This window comes from Amycolatopsis sp. GM8 (assembly GCF_021653975.1).
In the GTDB taxonomy this organism is placed as follows: domain Bacteria; phylum Actinomycetota; class Actinomycetes; order Mycobacteriales; family Pseudonocardiaceae; genus Amycolatopsis_E.
Genome location: NZ_JAJKFK010000001.1, coordinates 198,964 through 220,930 on the forward strand (window position 1 = coordinate 198,964; position 21,967 = coordinate 220,930).

Genomic DNA, 21,967 nt, shown 5'->3' on the forward strand with positions numbered 1-21,967 from the left:
TTCGTTCCACCGCACACGGGAACTCACTGGCCATCCGGGTGAACGGTGAGGTGATCGCCGCCCCGAGCGGCGAGATCACCCCGGGTTGATCGTCGGGGTCACTCGTCTCTGTCGGCGCGCGGCAAACCCTCGTCCGAAAGCAACGGGCCGAGCGGCCCGAGGTCGATGTTGAGTTCTTCCGGACCTATACCGAAATCGTCGCACAGTCGCGACATCCGGTCCTCCAGGAGCATGAGCGTGCGGCCGATGGTTTCGATCTTTTCCTCGTCGAGGTCGCCCCGGTCCACCCTGCGCAGCGCTTGCCTTTCCATGAGTTGCCGCAACAGTTCCACGACGGTGAGCACCAGGGTCGCCAGCCCGCGTTCGGCGTTCTCGGGGTCGGCATTGACGCGGTTGCGCTCCGGCTCAGTCATCCGGGGCCTGCAACGCGGTGATCGAGGTCAGCAGGGTGCGCAGCGACACATGCACGAGATCGACATCGGCGATGGACAAGGTCAGCTCACCGCTCACCACAACGCCACCGGCGAGGACACGGTCGAGGAGATCGACGAGCGCGATCGGCTGTTGCACCGGCTGCGCGGGTACCGGTTGTGTCATCGTTGCTCCAGGGACGAGAAGGAATAGGGCGGCCAGGGACCGGTCAAGTGCACGCTGATCGTGTCGTGTTCGCCGTCGCACGCCGCGACGGCTTGGGCGAACGACGCCGCGTGGTCGTCGTCGATCAGGTAGGCCGCATTGAGGATCATCCGTCCGGCGTTCCCGGCCAGTACCTGGCTCTGCGGCGGATGTAACCGCGACCCGGCGGCGAGCGTGGCAAGTGTCCGGTGGACCCTGTCGGCCTGCTCGGCGGCGCCACGGTCATGCCGTTCCCGCTGGGTCAGGGCCGCTCGCCGTCGGGCCAGATAGGCGGTGCCGGCTCCGTGCTCGGAGGATTTCCCAGCAGTGGGCCGGCTTTCCGCCACCGGCGTGACGAAAACCTTGACTCCCCACTCGGCCCGGCCGGCCACGTGATCGAGTACCTGGGCGAACTCGGTCGCCCGGTCCGTCAGAACCGTCCGCACCCGATCGTCGTCGCCGTAGACCGTCGCGAGACGAACCGGTACCGCGGGTCCAGCCGCGACGACCGCGCCGATCACGGCGTCATGTGCTCTCGCGACCGCGGCCAGCCAGTCCAGATCCTCGAAGTTCCGGTGCAGCGCTTCTTCACCGAAAGCAGGTAGCGGCACATCGCCGACGACGGCGACCAGTCCGCCCGCTTCGACGGTGCGCGGTGTTTCGGACGCGACGCCCGACCGGTCGCCGAGCGCGGCCGGATTCGCCTTCCGGGTCACGGCATACAGCCAAATCCCCTGGCGCTCAGCCACTCCGCCCCTCCTCGATGGCCTTCGGATCCCGCGTCGATTCGAGTTCGGCGATCCGGGCGCGTAGCTCGCGGTTCTCCTTCTCGAGCTCCCCGCCGTCCCCGGTCAGCCATGGATCGCTTTCCCACCAATTGATTCCGACCTCCCTTGCGGTTTCGAGCGACGCGATGACGAGCCGGAGCTTGATCGTCAGCAGCTCGATGTCGAGCAAGTTGACACGGATGTCCCCGGCGATCACCAACCCCTTGTCCAGCACCCGTTCGAGAATGTCGCCGAGATTGGCGGGCTGGTGGTCACCCTGGCCAAGTCCGCTCGGCGAGGCCGAACTGGGCACGGGCTGCTGGGAAGCCATCTCAACGCGCTCCGTTCACGAGGTCGGTGCGGCCCCTCGGGTACCGTTTCGTGCGACGGTACGCGAGCAGGTCGCCGCCGAGATCGAGCTCGATCTCGTACAGTGCGAGCAGGTCCGACGACGACGGAATCCGGCGTTCCTCCAGCACTTCCACCTCGACGAGCCAGCCATCGTCAACCGGCTCGACCGAAGTGACGGCGGCCGGGTTGCTCGTGATCAGCTCGCCGATGTGGTGCAACGCCGTCGATGCCGCTGTGGACGCCGACATCGTTTCGCCTTCGCTGCCGCCACCCCGGGACTGGTCCTCGTCACGTGCCTTCGCCGCGGCCATCTTTCGTCACCTCGTTTCCTCGTCCGGCCGGCCCGGCGCGGTCATCCGGTCCAGCACCTGTTGCTGTGCTTCGGCTTCCGTGTCAGCCGAGATTTCACCGGCCTCGCGTGCCTCCTCGACCGCTTCCAGGTCGCGGCGCGCGGACGCGGGATTGTTCAGCTCGTCGTTCACCCGCCGCTGGATGAGCTCCCCGAGCGACAACACGCCGCGTACGGGTGCGAGCGGAAAGCCGAGGATCGAGCCAAGGATGCCCATCTGCTACTCCCCCGGCCGCTCAGTGATGACGAAGTCGTAGGCCGCGAGTGGCCCCAGCAGCCGCACGGTGACCCGGCCTTCCCATTCGCGGGCGAGTTCCCCGACCGCTTCTTCGATACCGCTTTGCTGGGCGAGGTCGGCCAGGCATGCCAGCTGCACCGCGTCCTCTTCGTGCGTGGGTTCCCGGACGCTGAGCTGCACCTCGAAGGGCGCCAGCGCGTCGGTCACCTTCTTGGTGTCATTTTCGCGCTTCGCCGCGACGGCGTTGTTGATCTTCTCACCCAGCGCGATCCGCTCATTGCGCGTGGCATCCTCCGGCTTGCCCCGGATCGCTTCGCGCAGCCCGGCCAGTTCCTGGTTCTCACCGAGGATCTCATCCAGGATCGCCTGTTCGACATATCGACCTCTGATGACGTACTCCGCCTTGCCATCCAACTGGTCGAGCGCCGCGCGGAAATCGTCCTGGTTGGCCTCGAGCAGTTCCTCGGCGACAGCGTCTTCGCTGCCGACCACCGCGCCGAACCGCAGCGGCAGCACCGGGACCTCCGCGGCCGCGGCGTCGAGCAGGGCCGCGTGCGCGGTCAGATCCTCGGGCCGGCCCAGCGGCTTGTCGTGGGGGATTTCGCTGACGAGCGCGGCAAGTTCACCCTGGCGCACGGTCGTGACGCGAGCCGGCGGATCACCGACGCCCCGGGATTCCGGGTCGGTCTCGATGTCGGCGGGCGCGATCCCGTACACATAGAAGACGGTTTCGGCTGTATCAGACACTTTCAGTCGCCGCCCTTCCGTCCTTGCCCGGACCGTTCGTGCTCGTCCTCACCGAGGATGTCGCGGAGTTTGTCGCCGGCCGCTTCGAGCGCTCCCTTCGTTTTCGCCTTGGACCCGCCCTCGTTCATGTCCTCGATCAGATCGGGCAGGCCCTTCTGGCCGGTGTCGGAGATGTCCAGCCGGTTCACCGCTTCGGCGAACCGCAGGTAGGTGTCCACACTGGCGACGATGACGCGCGCGTCGATGGTCAGCAGCTCGATTCCGACCAGTGACACGCGGACGTAGGCGTCAATGACAAGCCCCTTGTCCAGGATCGTGTCGATCACGTCGGCCAAGCTGCTCGAACTCGGGCCGGTCCCGCCGCCGCCCCCGCCGGAGGGCTGTATTGCAGTCGTCATCGCCGCCTTCCTCCTCGCGCACGGCCGGGGGCCTGCTCTTCCTCTTCTTCGTCCTCTTCCTGTTCTTCCGGTTCTTCTTCGGCTTCGCCGTCTTCGGCCTCGACCACTTCGCCGTCACGGATCTCGCCTCGCCAGCCCTCGATCTCGTCGGGCCGCAGCAGCGTTTCGGTCATCACGTAGCGGCGGAAATGCTTCAGCTCGAGCCGGACCCGCCTGCCCTGGGCACGCCAGAGGTTTCCGGTGTGCTCGAACAAACCCTGCGGGTGATACGCGAGTACGAGCACGATCCTCGTCAGGTCCGGTGCGATTTCGTGGAATGTAACGGCCCCGTCGACGTGTCCTTTTTGGCCTTCGGACCGCCAGATGATCCGCTCACCGGGTACCTGTTCCAGGATCGTCGCCTTCCAGCTCCGATGCGACCACAGGACCTGCGCCCTCCACTGGAGCGTCTCGTCGCTGACCTGGTCGACGTTCTCGACCTTCTTCATGAACCGCGGGAACTCCGTGAACCGGGTCCATTGGTCGTACACGAGATCGACGGGGGCACCGACGTCGATTTCCTCAATGATGTTGGTGACCTTGAGCTTGTCGCCGCCACCACCACCGCCGCCGGGTAGCGCGTCCTTGACCTGCGCCATCAAGCCCGACAGCCCGCCCTTGACAGCCCCCAGCGCGGCTTTGCCTTTCACACCGGGCTTCGCACCGGTTATCGCTTCCATCAGGCCACCGCCACCGCCCTCGGCGTAGTCGGTGAGACGGCCGGACGTCGCGGTAACCTTTTTCGCCATCGACGTCGCCGCCCGCGTGGCGACGGTTTGCGCGAGGCCACGCAGAGCGTCGGTCAGTTCGTTGGATCCGGCGGCCTTGTCCTTGACTTTGCTCAGCTGCTTTGCGGCCATCGCCCTCACCGCCCCGCTCGCCGAACGGGCGAACGCCCGCTACTGGCACGGGTACGACGAGTCGATCCCTCGTCGCCCGCCGAGCGGGACGTACGCCGGGTGGCGGTACGCCGGCGGGTAGAGTTTTCCGGCGTTTCGTCATCGTCGTCGTTGCCGCGGGCCTGTTCCTGGTCTTCCTCGCCCTGGTCCTCTTCACTCTCGGCCGGCGCGTCGCTTTCCTCCTGCTCCTCCGCGCGCTCGTCCTTCTCCTGCAAGGGATTCCGCACGCCGCCGCCGGACTGGAGACGCTCATTGAGAGACTCGATGCGGTTACTCGCCGCGGCCACCGCGGCGGACTTCGCCGCACCGACCAGCTCGTCGCGCGCCAAGTCGGTCAGCTTGCCGACTTCGGCTGTGGCACCGAGTTGCTTCAGCCCGTTCTGGACGAGCTTTCCGGGAGAGGTGCCCACTCGTCCGGTCGCTCCTGCCGCGGCGATCATCAGCGCGAGCCGCATTTTCTTGGAGCGGCCCAGTAAATAGCCGGCGCCGACCGCAAGGGCGACCCGTACTCCTGCCTTCATCGTTGATCCTCCTGACTCCAATTGGACCGAATTACCCCCCGACGACGCGGTGAAACGACCGCCGGCCATGAAAACGAGATTCCAAATTAGGGGCAAGAATGGAGAATAATTGGCGCGGAACTCTTCGTGGCGACACGCACTGGCCCAGTCGTCCCGGGTCAGCCGGCGCCCCGATTACCTGCCCACTCAGTGGGTATGCGACGGGCATGTGGAGACGACTGAAGCAATGGCCGCCGGCCAGACACGAGCCCATCGCCTCTGAGCCGGGGTATCCGTTAGTGGTCGGGTGTTGGTGCCGTTCAGCATCGCGTGCGGTAGTTGCCGCACCTGCGTCGACGGGTGGACTTCGTTCTGCATGCGCACGATGCTCCTGCCGTGGCGGTCTTCGGTGGCGCCACGGCGGAATGCCGCCAGAAGGGCCTCCCGTATGCCAGACTTGACAGCACACTCGTATTAGCCACGCCGCGGCGCCGGCACGGCGGCGCCGCAAGCAGTCTGATGCCTAACCCTGGCGCGAGGTGACCGATGAGCGTCCAGCACCAGCCTTCTCACCCTGCCCTTGGCCACCGCAGCCAGCCCACTGCGGCCGGTGTCTATGACTGGTGCCTGCGGGGGCGTCATCACCTGCCGTGCGACGCGGACGCGGCCATCGCGGCCCAGCGACTGTTCCCACTCGCAGGCCGTACGGCCCAGTACAACCGCGACTTCCTCCGACGAGCCGTGCGCTGGCTGGTGACCGATGGCGGCATTCGCCAGTTCCTCGATATCGGCTCCGGCTACCCCACCGCCGGCAACGTGCACGAGATCGCGCGGACCCACGCCCCCGACACCCGGGTCGTCTACGTCGACCTGGACCCGGACACCGTCGCCGTCAGCAACCGGCTACTCGCCCAAGACCCCGACACCGTATGCCTGCAAGGCGACCTACGCGATCCCGACAACATCTTCGGACAGCCGCAGATCGAGCTACTCAACCTCGACCAGCCGATCGCACTGTTGCTGGTGTCCGTACTGCCGTTCGTCGCCGGCGACGCCACCTCACTCATCCGCCGCTACACCACCCGCCTGGCCCGGGGCAGCTACCTGGCCATCACGCACATCACCCCACCTGAGGACGAACGAACACGGCGACAACAGGCCGAACTCGCCAAAACCTACAACGCCGTCGTGCAACAAACCGCCCACCTGCGTACCCGTGACCAGATCACCGACCTGTTCGCCGGCACCGAACTCATCCACCCCGGCCTCGTCCGCGCCACCGACTGGCAACCCCCACAGGGCTACCAACCCGATCTCAGCGACCAGGCCGCAGCGGTCATCCTTGGCGGCGTCGCTCGTATTCCCTGACACTTATCGGCGGAATGGCGCCGCATGTCTGGCAGCCTCGCAGATCGGCCGAAATGTCGGACCGTCGTCGTCGACTTCGCGACATGGCCGACGACGGCGACGGAGCGCTGCCCCAGCTGGGACGACTGGAGACCCTGCCGCTGCGGGACGTGTGGCTGCACGAAGCGCAGGATTTCACGCCGTGGCCGCTCACCAACACCGACGCGCTCGGCGAGGCACATGCCGCGCTGGACTGGCTCAACGCCCGCACCCTTGTTCCGGCTGGTGGCGCAACGCAATGACTGGGGCAAGTCCGTGCGGACGCGGGCCCAGTCCCACGACGGCAGCACAACCTGTTCTACGGCGAGTTCTGGGACCGCTACCTCGACGCACTGCGCAAGGCACAGCTGCCGTGGACACGAGCACGCAAGGGGCCCCGCAGCAGAACTGGCTCCCCACGCCCAGCGGGGTGTCGTCCATCGAGTTCACGGTCTCGTTCAGCAAGCAGGGCCTGCTCGTTCGAACCACTGGACGGGCGGAAAGGCTGCCGCATCGGTGACCGTCGACCGGGTGCCGTCGCCGAACAGGACCAGTGGCCGTCCTACATCGACTGGTTCGTCGGCAGCCAGCGGCGGCTCCGTAACGCCGTAGCCGAAGTCGGCGGTACCCGGTAGAACATCCCAACTTCGCACTGCCGAAACACGCGTCGATCGATGATTCCGGCCATGTGCCGCCACCACACACCCAAACACAGAAGGAGTCGAGTTCTCCGTGTCGATCCCACAGCCGGCCGGCGGACCGACCGCTGATGACTATGCACCCCAGCACGAACTGCTCGACCGCTGCATCTCCGGCGACGGGCGCGGCGACTCACTCGCCTCCTTACGGCAATACTTCCGCGAAGACGGTCCGGGCGAAGCGTTGTACAGCGGCCGCCGATTCGAGCGGCTGGCCAGTGGCGGCGACGCACCCGACGTCCGGGACGTCATAACCCCTGCGGACGTGCTGGCTCTGAGTTTCTTGAGCATCACTGACAGGCTGCCGGCGGTCACGATCAACGTCACCGAGACCTACGCCGACCAGATCACGAAACTACTGGCTCAGCTTCCCACCGAACTGGCCATGCACGAGGCGTCGTGGGATTACTACGCCGAAGGATCACCCGCTGCCGAACTCTGGACACTGCTCTGCCACTGCGGCGGGAAACACCGCTGGGTGACGGCCAACAAGCTCCTGGCCCGCAAGCGGCCACACCTGCTGCCCGTCTACGACAACGAAGTGGCGAAACTCCTGGACCAGCCCATCAGCTTCTGGGCCTGCCTGTGGACCTGGTTTCACGCCAACCCAAGCCGGCAGGAAGCCCTCACCAGGCTTCGGGCCGAGGCGGGCGGGATTGAGGACATCAGCCTGCTTCGCTGCCTGGACGTCGTGCTGTGGATGCGCGGTGCGGCCTTCGGAGCCACATCGCACAGCCACGATCGGCGACACCATGAACGACCAGCTCCTCAGGCTGAATGAGATCCTTGACATGTTATGGCGGCGGACGTCCTGGGCTGCCTGGTTGCGCAACCGGACTCTTCCCCTACGACGTCGACGAATAGGGCTTGACACAAAGCGCAATACTGCCTGAAGAAGGCAGGGCCTGCCTCGGCCCGCCCGATCAGTACGAGCGGGCCGCCCGAGTCGAACGCCGCCTTACCCCACCGGCCAGCGCGAATCTCGTCAGAGGTACCAGCCCACGCTAATTCGCGGTCGCAGGGTGGTGACAATGGGGCAGTGCGCTGTCGGCGCATATTCGGGCATTCGGTGCGCAGCGTTTCGCTCAGCCCGGGGAGGGAGAGTAGACCCTCGACCGATATTACTCGTTCTCCTGCCAAGATTCGCTTCTGTCGAATTGTGTGTGTTGCGACGGTGCCCCCTTCTGTCGCGTACTGCGGCTAGTATGATCGAAGTTCTCGACCCCACTCGAACGCACCGCTCAATGCTTGAGTGTGTCGGTGCGTGGAGGATAATCGAGTCATGGCTTTCGACCACGATCTCGCCGAGCGCATCCGCGAACTCCTCGCCGGTGCGCCGGGCGTCACGGAGCAGCGAATGTTTGGCGGCCTGGCCTTTCTGATCAACGGGAACATGGCAGTGGCTGCCAGTGGCCAGGGTGGCCTGCTGGTCCGGGTAGCCCCCGAAGACACCGACACCTACGTCGACGACGAGCGGGTGCGCCGCATGGTGATGGGTGGGCGTGAGATGCGTGGCTGGCTGCACGTTGACATCACGGCCACGGGTGCTGCGAGCGAATTCGACCAGTGGGTGGCTCGCGGTGCCGCCTACGCCCGTTCGTTGCCCGCCAAAAGCCCCGGCCGGCGCCGCCGAGCCCGTTCAGCAGGCTGAACCGATGCCAGGGAGCAACCAGGTGCGCCGAACAGTTCTGAACTGCACTAAACGACTCTGAACGAACCCGCGCCGACCTGCGGAAGTTGCGTTTCCGCAGGTCGGCGCACTATTGCGTCGTTGGTTCACACCGACGAGGTCAGCGGCTCGCCCCAACTGCGGAACGACCAGCACGGGGAATGGCACCGCAGCGAACGGCTGAGGGGTCCACGAACTTGATCATGCGGATCAATGAACTGATGGTGGCGCCCCGTCGCCCGGCCGAAACGGCTGCGGTCCGCGACCAGATCTCCTGGACCGCGCCTACCGAGACAACACACCTGTTCTGCGCCCCGATAACCGCAAACGGGCGACAACGGCCCTACAGGCCAGCCAACGGGCACCATCGCACGCCAACAGCGGCCTGGAGACGCCAACCGTCACCATCCGACCGCACCCAGCGACGGGTTGGAGCACGTTGACGCCCATTCAGCGACCTTGGGCGCATCACCAGAAGGAGCGGCAGCCGAGGCGACCCCGAATGGCCTCGGGTCAAAGCGGTTTCATGATCGACTCCTGATTTCCTCCTGCACACCCCTGTTGATCTTGATTCAGACCACAATGGACAGACAGTCAAGATCAATGGAAAGTAAGAAAAAGACCCGCTGACCTGGGCTCTCACCCAGACCCAGCGGGCCCTTACGACCGTCGGGACGACAGGATTTGAACCTGCGACCCCTTGACCCCCAGGCGGCCTAAAGGGGTCCAGCGGGTCCTGGCCAGTCCAAACAGGCTGGTCGGAGTCCGGGAATCGTCCAGGTCAGGGCCTCTGATCCGGCCCAGTCTTGCCAGTCCGTGAGACGCGTGTGAGACGGGGCCACGAACGGAGACCCATGTTTACGTCTCGTCCCAGGCCGCCCAGCGGCCGTCATGCCCCTGCCAACCCGCTGGCCGCCAGGATGCGGTTGCACGGGCCCACGCGCGCCGGTAACCGCGCGTGCCCTGGCTATCATCGCCGCCTGTCCCCGGGGCACGGCCGTGGTCGACACCACGCTGCCGCGACCTCCTCACCTGCGACGCGCCTGGTCCTCACCTGGCGCCTATGGGCACCGAGGCTCTATGCGGCAGCCCTCCTCGCGACGTGCCGGTATAGGCCAACGATGGCTGGGGGTCGGCGATGAGCGTCGAAGCCATCACCTGGGCACTTACCCAGGCGCCGATACCGCGGAACCGCAAGAACGCTTCGTCGATGGCAAGCGTGCTGGTCGGTCTGGCCAACCACGCTGGTCCCGACGGCACGAACGCCTTCCCCGCCATCGCCACCCTTACCCAGTACACACGTCTGTCCACCCGCTCGGTCCAATACGCATTACGCGATCTCGAGCAACTGGGGCTAATCAGCCCGTCCGATCCCGAGATCATCGCCGCCTACGTCAAACGGGCCGACCGGCGCCCACACGGTTGGGACCTCGCCCTTCGCCGGGCAGAAACCCCACCCCTCACCGCCGCTACCCCCAAGCCGCGCGAGCCTGTGGACAACCACGCGAACGAGGTGCATGCATTGCACCCCGCCGACACCCACGGGGTGCAACAACAGCCGCGCGGGGTGCAAACAGCGACGTTACGGGGTGCAAGCACTGCACCCGAACCATCCCTGAACCGTCCGGGAACCACCCGCCCGCGGCAGCCCAGCCGACGCGGCCGCGTGACCGCGACGGTCGAGCCGGGCGACCGGCCGCCCGCACCGCAGCGGCCGTGCGGGCAGTGCGACGGACGACCCCGAGAACCGGTCGCGACCCGGCTCGTGTGGCACGGCGAGACCGCCGTCCCGTGCCCGCGCTGCAACCCCCGCTCGCCGCACTACCCCAGCAGACCCGGCCTCCCGGCCGCTTCCTGAACCCTCGGCAGAACCCCTGCGCACATATCGAAGGAGAACCCCATGGCTACCGCCATGCTCGACCATCAACATCTCACCGCCAGCGTCGCGGCCCTGCGGGGGCACGCCGCCACCCGACTGGCCGGAAAGATCATCACCGTGCTGTCCCCCAAGGGCGGGCAGGGCAAGTCCACCTTCGCCAAAGAACTCGCCTGGCTGCTAGACGCGATCCTGGTGGACCTGGATTGGGACGGCGGCCGCGTGTCCCGCCTGCTCGGGTATCAGACCGCCCGCTACGTGCGCGCGCCGCTGCTCGACGCCCTGTTCGACCCTCAGGGCCGCCCGCCGCGGATTCACCGCAGCCGCAACCGGCCGGACATGGTGCCCGGACACCGGGACTTCGAGCCCAACCAGCCCGAGCCCGACGCAATGGCCGAGTTGCTCATCGCCTGGAGCCAGGGCTGGGCACGGCCCATGGTGATCGACACCCACCCCGGTGGCAGCCGATCCACCCTCGGTGCCGCGCAAGCCGCCGACCTGGTGATCATGCCGGTCATCTTGGGCACCGGCGAGCTCGACGCTGTCGAGGACGCCCTCGACGAACTGGCTGATTTCAACCTCCTGCTCGTGCCCAACCACGTGCCCACCAACCCCGCCCACCTACCCGGATACGAATCCCGCCGCCTGCTCGCGCTCGCGCAGCGGCACCGAGTGGGCGTCGCCGACACCTTCGTGCGCCACCACGGCTGGATGCCCCGCCGCCGGATCCGCACCGTCATCACCGCCCGCACCACCCACGGCACCAACAGCGCAGCCCTCACGCGCGACCTGACCGCACTCGCCCAAGAGGTCCTCACCCATGCAGCCTGAACCCCCCAATCGCACAGGCGGAACCGAGCACGCGATCGCCGGCACTGCGCGCCTAGCGGCCGCCGGAAATAAGGCCGCCCGCAAGACACGGCACGCCCCTACCCCAAAGGACGGGACCACCAGCCGGACACCCGCGAACCCGCCTACAGCGCCGACCGTTACCGATACAGGACCCCAGGGACCATCTGAGCCAGCTAACGGCCACACTGTAGCGCTATCACCCGCGCACGAGGGCGTCGCGCGAGTACGGCCCATTCACAGTAGCGAAGCCGGCGCGGACTCGCGGCCAAGCCCAGCCAGTGCACCAGGCAATATGGCCGATGGCGGCAGGAACCCGTCAACTGTCGCGCTCGGTCGCAGTCTTCTCCCCGCAATACCACCGCCTACCGCTGGGCCGGTGATGCCCGAGTCCGTCCGCAAATCACTACGTCTGGGCCTGATCAACACCCTGCGCGCTCTCAACGCCGCCCACCGGCTCGTTGAGGCCCGCCAGGACGAGCTCGTCAAGGCCTTCGCCGACGCCCGAGACCAAGGCTTCCCCGAGCGGGAGATCGCACGCCTGCGCGGCGAAGCAGTTGGCCTCGGCTTCGACGACGACCAATACACCCAACTCCTCCACCACACCGGCTGGACTGCCTAGCCGTCCCCAGGGGGTGTCCTCGCCCCAACCACCCGGACGAGGACACCCCCGGCAACCACGAATGCGACAACCCGGGAGCATCCGTGGGAATAGTCGACGCCCACCAGCACCACAGCGCGCACACCCAGCCCCCGGGGCCAAGCCCCCAACTGCCGACGCACGCGCCGAAGACCAACACGCGCACCCGCGCTCCGACGACAACCCGACACCGCGCCCGCATCGCCCTCGAACCACCTGCGCAACGACACGCCCGTCGACGGAACGCGCGAAACCGCCTCATCCATCACACCTGTAGCGCAAGCGCAGAAGGCACCGAACGGCAGAAGGCGCGTCGCATCACCGGCTGGCGCGCGCACGCACGCGCGCGTCGTTGCGCGCGCAACGCGCGCGATACACGTACTCGCCACCACCGTCAAGACCCCGGACGGAAGCCAGCGGCGCCACTCCGCCAGCCCACCTCCACCCGAAGCCGCGCCGCGGCGCTCACCTCCGCGACTGCCATGTGCGCGACCACGGGTGGGCCTGGTCGCCCGAAGGCAGCCGCGCAACGCGCGGAGAAGCATTCATTGCCGAGCCACCGGTGCGCCCGGGGATTTTCGCGGGTCAACATGTAGGAGACACGGTTCCGCTGGCGATTCCGCCGAAAAGGTGCCTGACGTGAGTAACCCCCAACCTGCTACCGATGTCGCGATGGTGCATCGTCATTCACTATCGGAGTAGTCAGTTAGGAGTGAAAACGTGTAGGCTGCCTTGAACGATGGCATAAAGTTGCAGGTTGGCTGAGCGGACTTCCGGAGACCACGCGATGCAGGACACCCCGCCCAACCTCCTGTCCAGCCGTGCTGGACCGCTTCCGGGAGCGGCGGGACACGCAGGTTGATGGTGCGGGCAAAGAGCGGGAGGGGGCCCTTGATCGGTTGGACTTCTAGCGCGACCCCGAACTGGGAGAACATACGCACCGTCAGTGAAATTCACCGACAGTCGCTGCGATGGCGCGCCCACGCGGGCCACTTGTCCGCGTCGCAGGGCATCGCCGCCGCCCCGACCAGGCCACAGGGCGGCCGACTTGAGGTTCAAAGCGCCGTCCCTCACTGATTGCAGGAGGTGAGCCGAAAACCGCAGGCCGCCCACGTAAGTCGCTGGGACCCAGCACGAATTCGCCTCTCGCCATGCGGCGCTGGAGATCACAGAAATTGCCGCGTGTTCGCGAAGGGGGCCACAGCCAGCCCGAGTGGAGGTGGAGCATGCCCCTGGACGTATGCCCGGACGCGGCAATCTGTTGGGCATGCCTTGTGTCGCGATCCGAGACGCCCGAAGAAGAGCCCTGGTATCACGACGGCTATCTCAATGTATTCCTTTGTGGACAATGTGCATGCGACGAGGGTTATGCCGTTGACTCGGCGGTCCCCGCGGATCGCCTAGTCGAATCCATAATCTATCGAAGATACTTGGCGTGGTGACAATTGACCGACACCGGTACTCATATCTGGCCAGAAGCGCGCGTACTTGACGACGCAGTTGATGCATTCCGCATTGGCGGCTTTAGCGCAGCGCGCGCCACACTCGCCGGGGAAACTCGTGCCCGACCGCACATCGTCGACGCCGTCAGCGCAATGGCGATTAGCGTGCTCGTCGTGACTGAGCGAAAATTGTTCAACGAAACAATCGGGCCGACCGCCGACAACGGTGTAGAGCACCTGCTTGGCGTCGTCAAGGTCGACCTCGCGGAACCGCTAATCGATGAACCCGAAGTTGACAGCTCACCTGTCGACGTGGCGAGCATTCTCGTTGCACGTGTCGCCGTTGTCTGTTCACGTGCCGCACGCCCCTCCCATTACCTCATACTCCACCATGCGTTGGAGAACGCGGCACAGCGTCTCGACTTTGAGGATGGTATTTCCCCCCAGGATTCTTACCGCCCCAACGCGCTTAGTTGCGCGAGGCTGATCGGCTTATTTTGGGCAACCGACGGGCTTCCGATCAGTATCGCCACCACTCACGTGCGCGATCACCTCGCAGCGTTGTTCCCGAGGCCACAGGCGATGCGCCGCGCGGCAACTCTATGCGCTTTCGCGCTCGCGCTGACTTACACCAACGCCGACGAATGGTACTTCCCCATCACGTACGGCCAAACCCCCAACATACGCAGCAGTGGCTACCACGATCCCGGCCAATGGCCCGCCGAATCACTCGAACGACAAAGAGCAGTCGTCGCCCGACTGATACGTCTCGCGATTCAACGCAAAACACGGCGGATGAATAGCGAATTGAAGAAACATCTGCCTAGCACGGCATTGCTCGCGGAGCACCTCCTTATGGTCGCCAATAACATCGGCGAGCAGATCATCCACGCTCGCTTCGAGTTCCCAAGAGGCTGACATCCCGTGCTAACGACCACGCCGAACATCGGAGGAGAACATGGTCGTCGCCAACTTCGGCCCGCGATGGCGGGTTATGACGGCCGTCGATGACGTCCATGGCCGGCCGCGGAGGACGCCAGGAATCAGGGCCTGCGCGGCAACTTCAAGGCCAAAGCCGCGGAATCCCGCCATACGGGAGCGCAACGAATGAAATGGCAGCCACCAGATCCGCGCAATCTACCGCTCCTAAGGGGCCAACTCGTAGATCAGATGCGAAAGCCTCTACAAGTGACTACCACCGCAGGAATGCTGTCTCACGGGTTCGGTGCTATTAATCCCGATCCGAGACATCCCAGGCGCGCTGCGGCGCGACTCCTGGAAGACGAGCGCGATCGTCTAATCAGCGCGCCGATGTACTATGTCACCGATGAAATGACTGCTGTGGCACAGCAAGCTGGAGCCAAGCTGCCAACGTGGTCAGTGTGGCCACACGATATTCCCTCGCCCAGTGGCTTTATGGTCTTTGGTGCGTCGATTGGCGGCTACAAATCCGAACACCCGAGCACGGGCTACGCCGATATTTCGATCGTGGCCGCCTCCTGGGGACGAACGAGCCTCATGGGACACCCCGATCAGTATCTGTGGGTCACCTATTGGTCGGCCGTCAATCGTGAAGACGGCATCGCGCTTGCAATGGATAGCATGGGGCTTAATCGTCAGGACGCTCAACGCTTCGTGGCCGAGAATGAGGCGGATCTCGCGTGGGACAACGAGGTACTTGTCGAGTACGGCTCGCCGCTCACTCGAGTCAGGACCAGGTCGAATGAGATCCTCGAGATCGACCCTGCCGAGGATGCGAGTCCGCTCGATGGCACCTGCGCCAGCTACACGCAGACCGTCCGCGCCGCGTGGCTCCTGATGAAAAGGGAGGCGAAGAAACCCATTGCAACCACGGAAGAACGATGGATGCGTAAGAGCATGCAGCGACAGGCCGAGAATAGCGGTCAGCCAATTTACGGCGAGCCCCGCGTGACAGTCGTCCGGCTGCACACCTCGCGGCGCTCGCCGTCGGCGGCCACTACCGGCCAAGCACGCGGCAAGGTGAAGTTCCGCTCGTTGGTCTCTGGCCACGTACGTTGGCAGCCATACAAGTCTCGCAACATCATCGAGCCTATTTGGATCGAGCCGTACGTCCGGGGGCCGGACAATGCTCCCTTCCGGGCCGGACCAAAGAAAGTCAAGGTCAACCTGTTGGACCGACCGCCTGGCGGCCGCCCACCTGTGAGGGGAAAATGAATCACTGTTCCAGCAACGGAATGAGTTGCAGGTGATCCGTGAGCTTTGGCGGCGCATTAGCCGCCACGGAAGCGCAGAAGTACTCATTTTTCCCGCCGACGAGAACAGCTCACAGGAAGCACTCCTAATACGTCGCCCGAGCTCTTATGCGAGAAAGATAGGCGATGATGGCGAGTGGATACCAGTCGAAATTCCGAGAGAGCAGGAGTTCGGAGAAATACTGTCGCCTATTGACAAGAAGCTTCGCGAAGAGTTCTCAAACATTCGACCGTTCAAGCTCGAAGAATGGGACGAATGGCCGCTAGAGGCGGCATGAGGATGACCGAAGACGGCTACTTCATCGACCTGAACCTGCTCGGTGCCATCTCGATCGAATGCGGAGACCCCGCGTGTAACGACCATCAGATCTTCGTGGGTGATGCCATTACGAGTAAAGAGCTACGTAAGCGCATGCTTCGACATGAGGAAGATGTGCCAACCTGTAACAACGCCCGGCGGCGGCGCGCATCCATCTTGCGGGCGCCGCCGGATGCGCTTGCGTCAGACGATCGGGTGTGAGCGCGACGAGAGGCCCCTCCTGGTCGACCGGCCGCAAGAGTGGGTTGTCCACGGCGCCGACTGGCAACTCGGTCCGAGACGCGAGCCAACCAGGTGGCGGCAAAGTTAGGGGCCTTACGTACGGATTCGGAGGCCTTTCACCGCGCGGCGAACGCCGGGTACGCTTCGGCCGCTTGCAGTGATCTGGGTGATCGCGTAGTGACCGTCGACAGACATCCCGACGCGGGTGCCGAACGCCGCGCCGGGTGCGAGCGCGACTGGTGAGCTGAGACCTTGACTAGCCAAGCCGCGGCCGCCCAGGCCAGGTCGGACATGTTCGCGACTTTGTGCGCAGGCGTCATGAACCTCCGTGCCACCCCGTGGCCACGATCAGCGGTGGACACCTCGGCCGACATGTCGACTAACTCGAAGAATTTACAACTCTTCGGAAGGTGGCACCCAACAGTCCGCCCCCGGTGCAGCTTCCCGGTTGCAGGCCCAGCAACTCCAATCGGCCATCGATGCAGTCGAACTCCCGGCAGGCGATTGGCTGCGGATGCGCATCGGGTGCGCCGCCCGTCCGCATTCAGACGTCAACTCCATCTGCATCCGCCAAACGCGTGAATCCTCTCACGAGTGTGCTGGGCGGCACTCATGGCCCCGATGCAGCTGACCTGCGGAAATCAACCCAGATCCTGGCCTGTCATGCACTATCAGAAAACTCCGATAGTGACAAAGATGATCATGCCTGTTCTTTTGAGGACAGAGCCGATAGACCTATCCGCCGTGCCGCCAGAAGCCAAGAAGCCCCCGTCCAACCCGTTCCTGGGCAAGCTGGGCAATCGGTTGCGCTTGCGGCGAGAGGACCGCGACCTGACTCTGGACGAACTGTCGACACTGTCCGATATCAGCGGGTCGACGATCAGTGCGATCGAGCGAGGTCAGAAGAACGCGGGGATCAGCACGATCGCGCGGCTCGTGCAAGTTCTAGAACTCGACTTTGCCGCTCTCATGCGCGATCTGCCAGAACCACCCCCGCCCAAGTCGCGTGGTCGGATGGGACCACCGCGCAGAACGGGGCACGAGGAATAGCTGGAGTTGGGCCCCGAAGAATTGGGTGGCTGCGGGATCAACGTCGGCGAGGTAATCCGGGGACAACCGACGCAACGAGTCAACCGCTTTCGCCGACAAGTCATTAAGGAGCGGTTCATCACACGACCGTGGGATCGATTGCTGCGCCACGCTAGAGCCGCATACGCCGGCCCCCCGCGAAGCCTAACCGCCTGGCAGCTCACCATCGAATCGTTTGATTACCCGTGGCGGTCGTGGCTCTCCGGGCCAGAGCACGACCCGGTACAGATCGTTGCCGAATCGCCCGTCGGGCGAGATGGTGCGGAGTCCGCGGTAGTAGATGCGCGCGGTGTAGTCGCCGGCCGGGATCGGGGTGCGGGGGATGTTGTCGGTGTAGTCGAACGCCGACACGAGAAGCCGTCCGGTTTCGGTGTGCAGGCCTGCCTCGGTGATGTGATCCCAGTCGTCGGGGTTGATGTCGGGTTCGGTGGCGCGGATGTCGAGGATGACGGGCACGGTGGTGCGCCGCGCCGTGCCCACGCCGATCGCACCGGGGGCGGTGGCGACGAGGTCAGTGATGAGGGCCCTGGTCCATTGCCGGTCGGGTGCGAACTGAGCCGCCTCGTCCTGCACGACGAAGGCGTTGTAGTCGGCGAACACGTCCAACTCGGCGTAGGCATGCTGCTCGGTGTCGGTGTTCGTCGTGGGTGGCCGTTCGGTCATGAGGTTTACCTGTACTCCGTCGGGTAGCTGGTGTAGCTGCTGGGCCAAGGGACCGCGGATCCGCATGCACTCGGCTGCGGGTTTGGCGACGATGTTGTCGAAATCGTAGGTCCCGCCAAGGTTGAAGAACCGCAGCGGGATCAAGCGCTGGTCGTGGGTGAGCGCTCCGTACCGGTCCTGCCACGTCGTCGCGTAGCCGCGACAGGCGTTCCTCTCGGGGTCCGCGAGTAGCCAGGCCGCCCAGTCCTGCAGGCACGTGCCGATCCGCGTGCGTTCGGCGGTTTCCGGATCGAACAGAACCACGTGCTCCTGGTGTTCGACCGCGAACTGGCGCCCGCAGAGGTCCTGGCCGAAACAGAACAGGCCATCCGCGAGCCCGTTGTAGGTCTCCTTCCAGGATCCGGGTGTGTTCCATTGGGCGAGCTCAGGGCCGAGACCCGCGCTTCCCGCGTGGAAGACCTGCACGCCGGCGTTGAACACGGTGAACCCATTGACCGCGGTCAGTAGCAGCGCCAACTCGGCGAGTGGGCCGGACTCGTCGAGGACGACGGTGACCTGAGGGCCGAGTGGGTACCGGGCCTGCCGCAGTAACTGGTCGACCAGGTTGGCGGGTGCGGTGGGGTCAGTCGGCAAGGATGATCACTTTCTCGCCGTTGTCGAGGCCGGCGGTTTGGTGTCGGATCGAGGACCCGGCGCCGCGATTGTCGAATGGGTCGATGTATTTGACCGAGGACCCTTCGCCGCCTTCGGCGAACATGGCCGGCGGATACTCGTCCCGGTCGTAGCCGGGTTTGGTTTGCGGGACCTGTTTCATCGACTCGTCGCGCCGTTCCTCAGCACCCTCGCGATCCAGCGTGACTTCCATCGGCTGGGTCCTCGGGAAGGGCACGTCTCCGCGCCAGGAGGTGCCCATTTGGGCCTCGCGCACGTGGTTCGCGGCCTCCGGATAATCGCCCTGGTCGACGATCACGTACTGCGGCCCTGTCGGTTTGGGTTGCTGATCGTTGATGTCGTTGGCGATGTGATCGACCCATCCCGACGCGGTGGTCCCGGCGTCGTGCATCGCGGTGTCGGCGGCATGGGCGGCGGATTGCCCGGCGCGGTGGATGTCCTCGGACGCCTCGTGGGTCGAGGAGGTGACGGTGTTCGCGGCGTCGTCCAGACCGACGGCGCCCAGGACGTGTCCGCTGAGGTTGCCGGCGGCGTCGACCATGTCGGAGCCGAAGTTGGTGGCGGTGATGACGACGTCGCTGGCGAAATGTCCGGCCAAGTCGGCAGCGCCGCGGATCGTGGCGCCCGCCGAGTGCACCACGCCCGCCGCCTGATCTCCCATCCAGTCCACTGCGGAGGTGAATCCGTCGGTGAGGTCGTCGAGGAGGGTGGGTGTCTGGGGGGCGTGTTCCTGTGCCTTGTCGATCGTGGCTACCGCCTGATCGCCCGCGGTGATCAGTTGTGCCCGGGCGCGGTCGAGCATTTGCTGGGCCTGCGTGCGGGCAGCCTCGCCGGGGTCGGTGAACGGCGGCTGGGCCGGTGCGGGTTGCCCGGCCGCGGCGGCCTGCTGCGTCGCAACGGCGACGGCCTGGTTGTGCTGCGCCTGGGCTTGCTGTGTGGCCTGCTCGCCCTGCTGGTAGATGCCGATGGCTTCCCGCGCCTGCCCCTGGGCCCATTCCAGCGTGGCCGTGTAGCCCTCGATGGCTTGCGCGGCAGCGTGGAACGCGTCCCCGGCGATGGTCCAGCGACCCGGCTCGGTGTCGAAGCGTTCGTGGTAGGCGTCGGCAGCTCCGCCGGTCCAGCCGCCGGTGTCGAGCGTTTTCAACCCGTCACCGGTCTGCACCATCTTGTTTCCACACACCACCAGATGGGCGATCGACTTGCGGATTTCACCCGGCTCGCCCGGCACCAACTGCTTCGGATCGGTCGTGTCACCCAACTCCGCCAACGGGGTCACTCCATGCTCTCGAGGCCGGGATCGACGCCAGTCCCGTCGAGCAGGCCCGTCAGGGTGTGCTGATGCGCCTGCTCGATCTCGATGTACGCCCCGGCCGCGTTGATCAGACGCCGGGACAGCTGCTGACCGTCCTTGGTCAGGTTGGCGACCCCGACCTGCCAGCGCGTGGTGAACGACTCGTAGGAATCCGCCAGACCCTTGTGTCCCACGAACTTCCGGTCACAGTCGATGTCCTCCACCGGCACCGCACCCAGCTCGCCAACCAGATCAGACAGCCCAAGGCCGGCCTCTTTCAGGGCGTTGACGTCCACATGGAAACCACCTGATGTCACTCGCGCGTCCCCTCATCCTTGCCCCACCGGGCGACCACCTGAGAGTAGTGGAACAACCTCATAACGTGACTCTAATTCGCACGAGTTTCGCAGCTGCAAATGCCCAAGGTGGCCCGAGGGTAGCCTCGGCAAGGCGCCAACAGTGTGCCACTGAGCGCAGCGTCGTGGGCGAATAAGGCAGAAGCGGGCGCGCAAATTTCTGACGGCAACCCGCTCGCCAAACCGCCCAGCATGCCACCCCGGCGGGTTCCCCCTTTCAGTCCAAGGCCGTCTCGTCCTCGGCGGGCAGCTTTCCGCTGCCCAACGAAAGCGACGAGTGGAGCTTCCTGGTGGGCGCAACAGCTCAGCGACAATCCCGAGGTAGTTGGACGGGCGAAGTGACCGAGGAGACACAATGGACCGTGCATAGCGGCTCATCTTGGCTCCTGTTTCAATCACCTTCACTGGGCCCATGCGGTTGATCAGCCATTTTGGACTTCCGAGGCCCACTGGTGGTTCGATTTCGGTCGAACAGACGTGACTTTACGTCACAGGTCGTTCCTCTGCACAGCGATCGACCCCTTCGCCAGATCGTCCTTTAGTGGTGGTGCCGGGGGTCAGGCCGAACAGGTCGACGACGGGCAGCCACCCACCACATACGGCTCTTTTTTGTCCGACACGGGACGTGGCCGTCGGCGTGCGCAGACGCGTCAGTGCGATTTTCGGTTCGACGCAAGCTGTTCGAGACCGATGTTCAGTGTTCGGGCTATGTGGCGGGCCTCGACCACCGGAAGGTTTCGCAAGCGAAACTCGACGAGAACTACTTGTGACCATGGCACACCAGCCTGACGCGCCAACCCCCGTCTCGAAAGACCGCTATCTTTGCGGTAATATCGAAGATTACGACCGACGCCCCAGTTGGCAGTTACGCTGACACTCCATATACCAATTCGTCGTCGCGCGCGTTTTTCCAATTTTCGAAGCCAATTAGCCATCTATTATTACCCATAACTGGTGGACGCCTTGCGCATGTCTAATTTGACGTCTTTTCATATTGCACACTCTCGCTAGATTTGGTGTCCGCCATATTCAGAGCCACCGTCGACACATCCGACGAGGTGGAAGTGGCATTAGACGCCAGCCCGCCGTTGGGTTGCAGGGACTCCAACGCCTGATGTCGCAGGGTCGCACGTGTTTCCATGGCACCTACCAATAAGAAGCCGGCGACGACTGGCATAAACCACTGCGGGGAATTCAATATAATAGCAGCAACCGCGCCGACGGCGAAAATCGAATAGGCCGCGGAAACTAGGCGGCGGCGGACTTGCAACCATCTCGCCACCTTGGATGTACACATCAATTTCACACAGCGAGTGCAGGCGGTCGACTTATGCACCGAAAGCAACTGTCCGGTTGCAAAGACTAACAAACCAACGGGCCCGACAAATACGATCGCACTGATCGGCTGAGCCCCTCCGTCACTGCACAGCGTGGAGCACGGCGACGCGTGCACACTCTTCGGTATCCCTAAGGCCAGCATAGCGAAGCACAGCCCCAGAATGATCCACGCGATGTGGAGGTTGTGTACGACGATTCTCATTCAATTACGTCCTTCTTGTTTAAGACATCTAAGCGTGGAAGTAGGATCGTCGCAAGAACCAAGACGATCAAGTTAGGCCAAATCCCCTGAAGCGAATTTCTCTAACATATCATCATGA

26 protein-coding genes are annotated in these 21,967 nt (G+C 64.7%); 12 read left to right on the top strand and 14 right to left on the bottom strand.

The features are described 5' to 3' along the window. Window positions 1-98: 98 nt before the first annotated feature. From LOZ83_RS00960 to LOZ83_RS01005, 10 genes are read right to left on the bottom strand one after another with little or no spacing between them, the layout of a single operon-like run. Complete coding sequence (locus LOZ83_RS00960) at window positions 99-413, bottom strand: gas vesicle protein K (RefSeq protein WP_236787886.1); 315 nt, start codon at window positions 411-413, stop codon at window positions 99-101. Continuing rightward, window positions 406-597: a gas vesicle protein gene (locus tag LOZ83_RS00965; protein ID WP_236787887.1), complete on the bottom strand. Its 192-nt coding sequence runs from the start codon at window positions 595-597 to the stop codon at window positions 406-408. Before LOZ83_RS00965 ends, LOZ83_RS00960 begins: the two co-directional genes overlap by 8 nt. Next, complete coding sequence (locus LOZ83_RS00970) at window positions 594-1,364, bottom strand: GvpL/GvpF family gas vesicle protein (RefSeq protein ID WP_236787888.1); 771 nt, start codon at window positions 1,362-1,364, stop codon at window positions 594-596. Before LOZ83_RS00970 ends, LOZ83_RS00965 begins: the two co-directional genes overlap by 4 nt. After that, a complete protein-coding gene (locus tag LOZ83_RS00975) occupies window positions 1,357-1,713 on the bottom strand; it encodes a gas vesicle protein (RefSeq protein ID WP_236787889.1) in 357 nt (118 codons plus the stop codon). The genes LOZ83_RS00970 and LOZ83_RS00975 overlap by 8 nt, the downstream gene beginning before the upstream one ends. Window position 1,714: 1 nt before the next feature. Beyond that, entirely contained in the window at window positions 1,715-2,044 is a 330-nt protein-coding gene (locus LOZ83_RS00980) for a gas vesicle protein (RefSeq protein ID WP_236787890.1), read from the bottom strand. A gap of 6 nt (window positions 2,045-2,050) precedes the next feature. Further along, a complete protein-coding gene (locus LOZ83_RS00985) occupies window positions 2,051-2,299 on the bottom strand; it encodes a gas vesicle protein GvpG (RefSeq protein WP_236787892.1) in 249 nt (82 codons plus the stop codon). A 3-nt stretch (window positions 2,300-2,302) separates the two neighbouring features. Further along, window positions 2,303-3,067, bottom strand: a complete 765-nt coding sequence (locus LOZ83_RS00990; protein WP_236787893.1) for a GvpL/GvpF family gas vesicle protein — start codon at window positions 3,065-3,067, stop codon at window positions 2,303-2,305. Window positions 3,068-3,069: 2 nt separating this feature from the next. Beyond that, window positions 3,070-3,465, bottom strand: a complete 396-nt coding sequence (gene gvpJ, locus LOZ83_RS00995) for a gas vesicle protein GvpJ (protein ID WP_236787895.1) — start codon at window positions 3,463-3,465, stop codon at window positions 3,070-3,072. After that, a complete protein-coding gene (locus LOZ83_RS01000) occupies window positions 3,462-4,364 on the bottom strand; it encodes an SRPBCC family protein (protein WP_236787897.1) in 903 nt (300 codons plus the stop codon). Before LOZ83_RS01000 ends, gvpJ begins: the two co-directional genes overlap by 4 nt. 5 nt (window positions 4,365-4,369) lie before the next feature. Further along, window positions 4,370-4,924 carry a hypothetical protein gene (locus LOZ83_RS01005; RefSeq protein WP_236787899.1) on the bottom strand — a complete coding sequence of 185 codons (555 nt, stop codon included), beginning with the start codon at window positions 4,922-4,924 and terminating at the stop codon, window positions 4,370-4,372. A 525-nt stretch (window positions 4,925-5,449) separates the two neighbouring features. Between LOZ83_RS01005 and LOZ83_RS01010 the strand changes: the two genes are divergently transcribed. The 12 genes from LOZ83_RS01010 (at window position 5,450) to LOZ83_RS01065 (ending at window position 17,288) form a co-directional block, all read left to right on the top strand. Further along, entirely contained in the window at window positions 5,450-6,271 is an 822-nt protein-coding gene (locus LOZ83_RS01010; protein ID WP_236787901.1) for an SAM-dependent methyltransferase, read from the top strand. A gap of 83 nt (window positions 6,272-6,354) precedes the next feature. Then, complete coding sequence (locus LOZ83_RS01015; RefSeq protein ID WP_236787903.1) at window positions 6,355-6,552, top strand: hypothetical protein; 198 nt, start codon at window positions 6,355-6,357, stop codon at window positions 6,550-6,552. 469 nt (window positions 6,553-7,021) lie between these two features. Continuing rightward, complete coding sequence (locus LOZ83_RS01020) at window positions 7,022-7,768, top strand: DUF6308 family protein (RefSeq protein ID WP_236787904.1); 747 nt, start codon at window positions 7,022-7,024, stop codon at window positions 7,766-7,768. Between the two features lie 501 nt (window positions 7,769-8,269). Next, the gene (locus tag LOZ83_RS01025; RefSeq protein WP_236787906.1) at window positions 8,270-8,638 is read left to right on the top strand and encodes a TfoX/Sxy family protein; all 369 of its coding nucleotides are present in this window, start codon (window positions 8,270-8,272) and stop codon (window positions 8,636-8,638) included. A gap of 1,156 nt (window positions 8,639-9,794) precedes the next feature. Beyond that, a complete protein-coding gene (locus tag LOZ83_RS01030; protein WP_236787907.1) occupies window positions 9,795-10,514 on the top strand; it encodes a helix-turn-helix domain-containing protein in 720 nt (239 codons plus the stop codon). A gap of 42 nt (window positions 10,515-10,556) precedes the next feature. Next, window positions 10,557-11,363 (top strand): ParA family protein, encoded by an 807-nt coding sequence (locus LOZ83_RS01035; RefSeq protein ID WP_236787908.1) that lies wholly within the window; start codon window positions 10,557-10,559, stop codon window positions 11,361-11,363. A 397-nt stretch (window positions 11,364-11,760) separates the two neighbouring features. Next, entirely contained in the window at window positions 11,761-12,003 is a 243-nt protein-coding gene (locus LOZ83_RS01040; protein ID WP_236787909.1) for a hypothetical protein, read from the top strand. Between the two features lie 1,463 nt (window positions 12,004-13,466). Continuing rightward, on the top strand, window positions 13,467-14,381 hold the full coding sequence (locus tag LOZ83_RS01045) for a hypothetical protein (protein ID WP_236787910.1): 915 nt from the start codon (window positions 13,467-13,469) through the stop codon (window positions 14,379-14,381). 270 nt (window positions 14,382-14,651) lie between these two features. Continuing rightward, entirely contained in the window at window positions 14,652-15,659 is a 1,008-nt protein-coding gene (locus LOZ83_RS01050; protein ID WP_236787911.1) for a hypothetical protein, read from the top strand. A 31-nt stretch (window positions 15,660-15,690) separates the two neighbouring features. Continuing rightward, on the top strand, window positions 15,691-15,975 hold the full coding sequence (locus tag LOZ83_RS01055) for a hypothetical protein (protein ID WP_236787913.1): 285 nt from the start codon (window positions 15,691-15,693) through the stop codon (window positions 15,973-15,975). A 2-nt stretch (window positions 15,976-15,977) separates the two neighbouring features. Further along, a complete protein-coding gene (locus tag LOZ83_RS01060; protein WP_236787915.1) occupies window positions 15,978-16,217 on the top strand; it encodes a hypothetical protein in 240 nt (79 codons plus the stop codon). Between the two features lie 717 nt (window positions 16,218-16,934). Continuing rightward, window positions 16,935-17,288: a helix-turn-helix domain-containing protein gene (locus LOZ83_RS01065; RefSeq protein WP_236789396.1), complete on the top strand. Its 354-nt coding sequence runs from the start codon at window positions 16,935-16,937 to the stop codon at window positions 17,286-17,288. Between the two features lie 183 nt (window positions 17,289-17,471). Here LOZ83_RS01065 and LOZ83_RS01070 read toward each other — a convergent pair whose 3' ends face one another. The 4 genes from LOZ83_RS01070 to LOZ83_RS01085 form a co-directional block, all read right to left on the bottom strand. Next, window positions 17,472-18,623, bottom strand: coding sequence for a hypothetical protein (locus tag LOZ83_RS01070; RefSeq protein ID WP_236787917.1), 1,152 nt, complete (start codon window positions 18,621-18,623; stop codon window positions 17,472-17,474). Continuing rightward, window positions 18,613-19,929: a putative T7SS-secreted protein gene (locus LOZ83_RS40260; protein ID WP_304512141.1), complete on the bottom strand. Its 1,317-nt coding sequence runs from the start codon at window positions 19,927-19,929 to the stop codon at window positions 18,613-18,615. The genes LOZ83_RS01070 and LOZ83_RS40260 overlap by 11 nt, the downstream gene beginning before the upstream one ends. Window positions 19,930-19,934: 5 nt before the next feature. After that, the gene (locus LOZ83_RS01080) at window positions 19,935-20,249 is read right to left on the bottom strand and encodes a hypothetical protein (protein ID WP_236787918.1); all 315 of its coding nucleotides are present in this window, start codon (window positions 20,247-20,249) and stop codon (window positions 19,935-19,937) included. 1,033 nt (window positions 20,250-21,282) lie between these two features. Then, window positions 21,283-21,849 carry a hypothetical protein gene (locus tag LOZ83_RS01085; RefSeq protein WP_236787920.1) on the bottom strand — a complete coding sequence of 189 codons (567 nt, stop codon included), beginning with the start codon at window positions 21,847-21,849 and terminating at the stop codon, window positions 21,283-21,285. Window positions 21,850-21,967 lie beyond the last annotated feature (118 nt).

What these genes read in the sequence shown, in the direction of transcription:
- LOZ83_RS00960 (WP_236787886.1), bottom strand. Translation starts at nt 413, where the DNA reads ATGACTGAGCCGGAGCGCAACCGCGTCAATGCCGACCCCGAGAACGCC.
- LOZ83_RS00965 (WP_236787887.1), bottom strand. Translation starts at nt 597, where the DNA reads ATGACACAACCGGTACCCGCGCAGCCGGTGCAACAGCCGATCGCGCTC.
- LOZ83_RS00975 (WP_236787889.1), bottom strand. Translation starts at nt 1,713, where the DNA reads ATGGCTTCCCAGCAGCCCGTGCCCAGTTCGGCCTCGCCGAGCGGACTT.
- LOZ83_RS00980 (WP_236787890.1), bottom strand. Translation starts at nt 2,044, where the DNA reads ATGGCCGCGGCGAAGGCACGTGACGAGGACCAGTCCCGGGGTGGCGGC.
- LOZ83_RS00985 (WP_236787892.1), bottom strand. Translation starts at nt 2,299, where the DNA reads ATGGGCATCCTTGGCTCGATCCTCGGCTTTCCGCTCGCACCCGTACGC.
- gvpJ (WP_236787895.1), bottom strand. Translation starts at nt 3,465, where the DNA reads ATGACGACTGCAATACAGCCCTCCGGCGGGGGCGGCGGCGGGACCGGC.
- LOZ83_RS01000 (WP_236787897.1), bottom strand. Translation starts at nt 4,364, where the DNA reads ATGGCCGCAAAGCAGCTGAGCAAAGTCAAGGACAAGGCCGCCGGATCC.
- LOZ83_RS01005 (WP_236787899.1), bottom strand. Translation starts at nt 4,924, where the DNA reads ATGAAGGCAGGAGTACGGGTCGCCCTTGCGGTCGGCGCCGGCTATTTA.
- LOZ83_RS01010 (WP_236787901.1), top strand. Translation starts at nt 5,450, where the DNA reads ATGAGCGTCCAGCACCAGCCTTCTCACCCTGCCCTTGGCCACCGCAGC.
- LOZ83_RS01015 (WP_236787903.1), top strand. Translation starts at nt 6,355, where the DNA reads ATGGCCGACGACGGCGACGGAGCGCTGCCCCAGCTGGGACGACTGGAG.
- LOZ83_RS01025 (WP_236787906.1), top strand. Translation starts at nt 8,270, where the DNA reads ATGGCTTTCGACCACGATCTCGCCGAGCGCATCCGCGAACTCCTCGCC.
- LOZ83_RS01030 (WP_236787907.1), top strand. Translation starts at nt 9,795, where the DNA reads ATGAGCGTCGAAGCCATCACCTGGGCACTTACCCAGGCGCCGATACCG.
- LOZ83_RS01035 (WP_236787908.1), top strand. Translation starts at nt 10,557, where the DNA reads ATGGCTACCGCCATGCTCGACCATCAACATCTCACCGCCAGCGTCGCG.
- LOZ83_RS01060 (WP_236787915.1), top strand. Translation starts at nt 15,978, where the DNA reads ATGACCGAAGACGGCTACTTCATCGACCTGAACCTGCTCGGTGCCATC.
- LOZ83_RS01065 (WP_236789396.1), top strand. Translation starts at nt 16,935, where the DNA reads ATGATCATGCCTGTTCTTTTGAGGACAGAGCCGATAGACCTATCCGCC.
- LOZ83_RS01085 (WP_236787920.1), bottom strand. Translation starts at nt 21,849, where the DNA reads ATGAGAATCGTCGTACACAACCTCCACATCGCGTGGATCATTCTGGGG.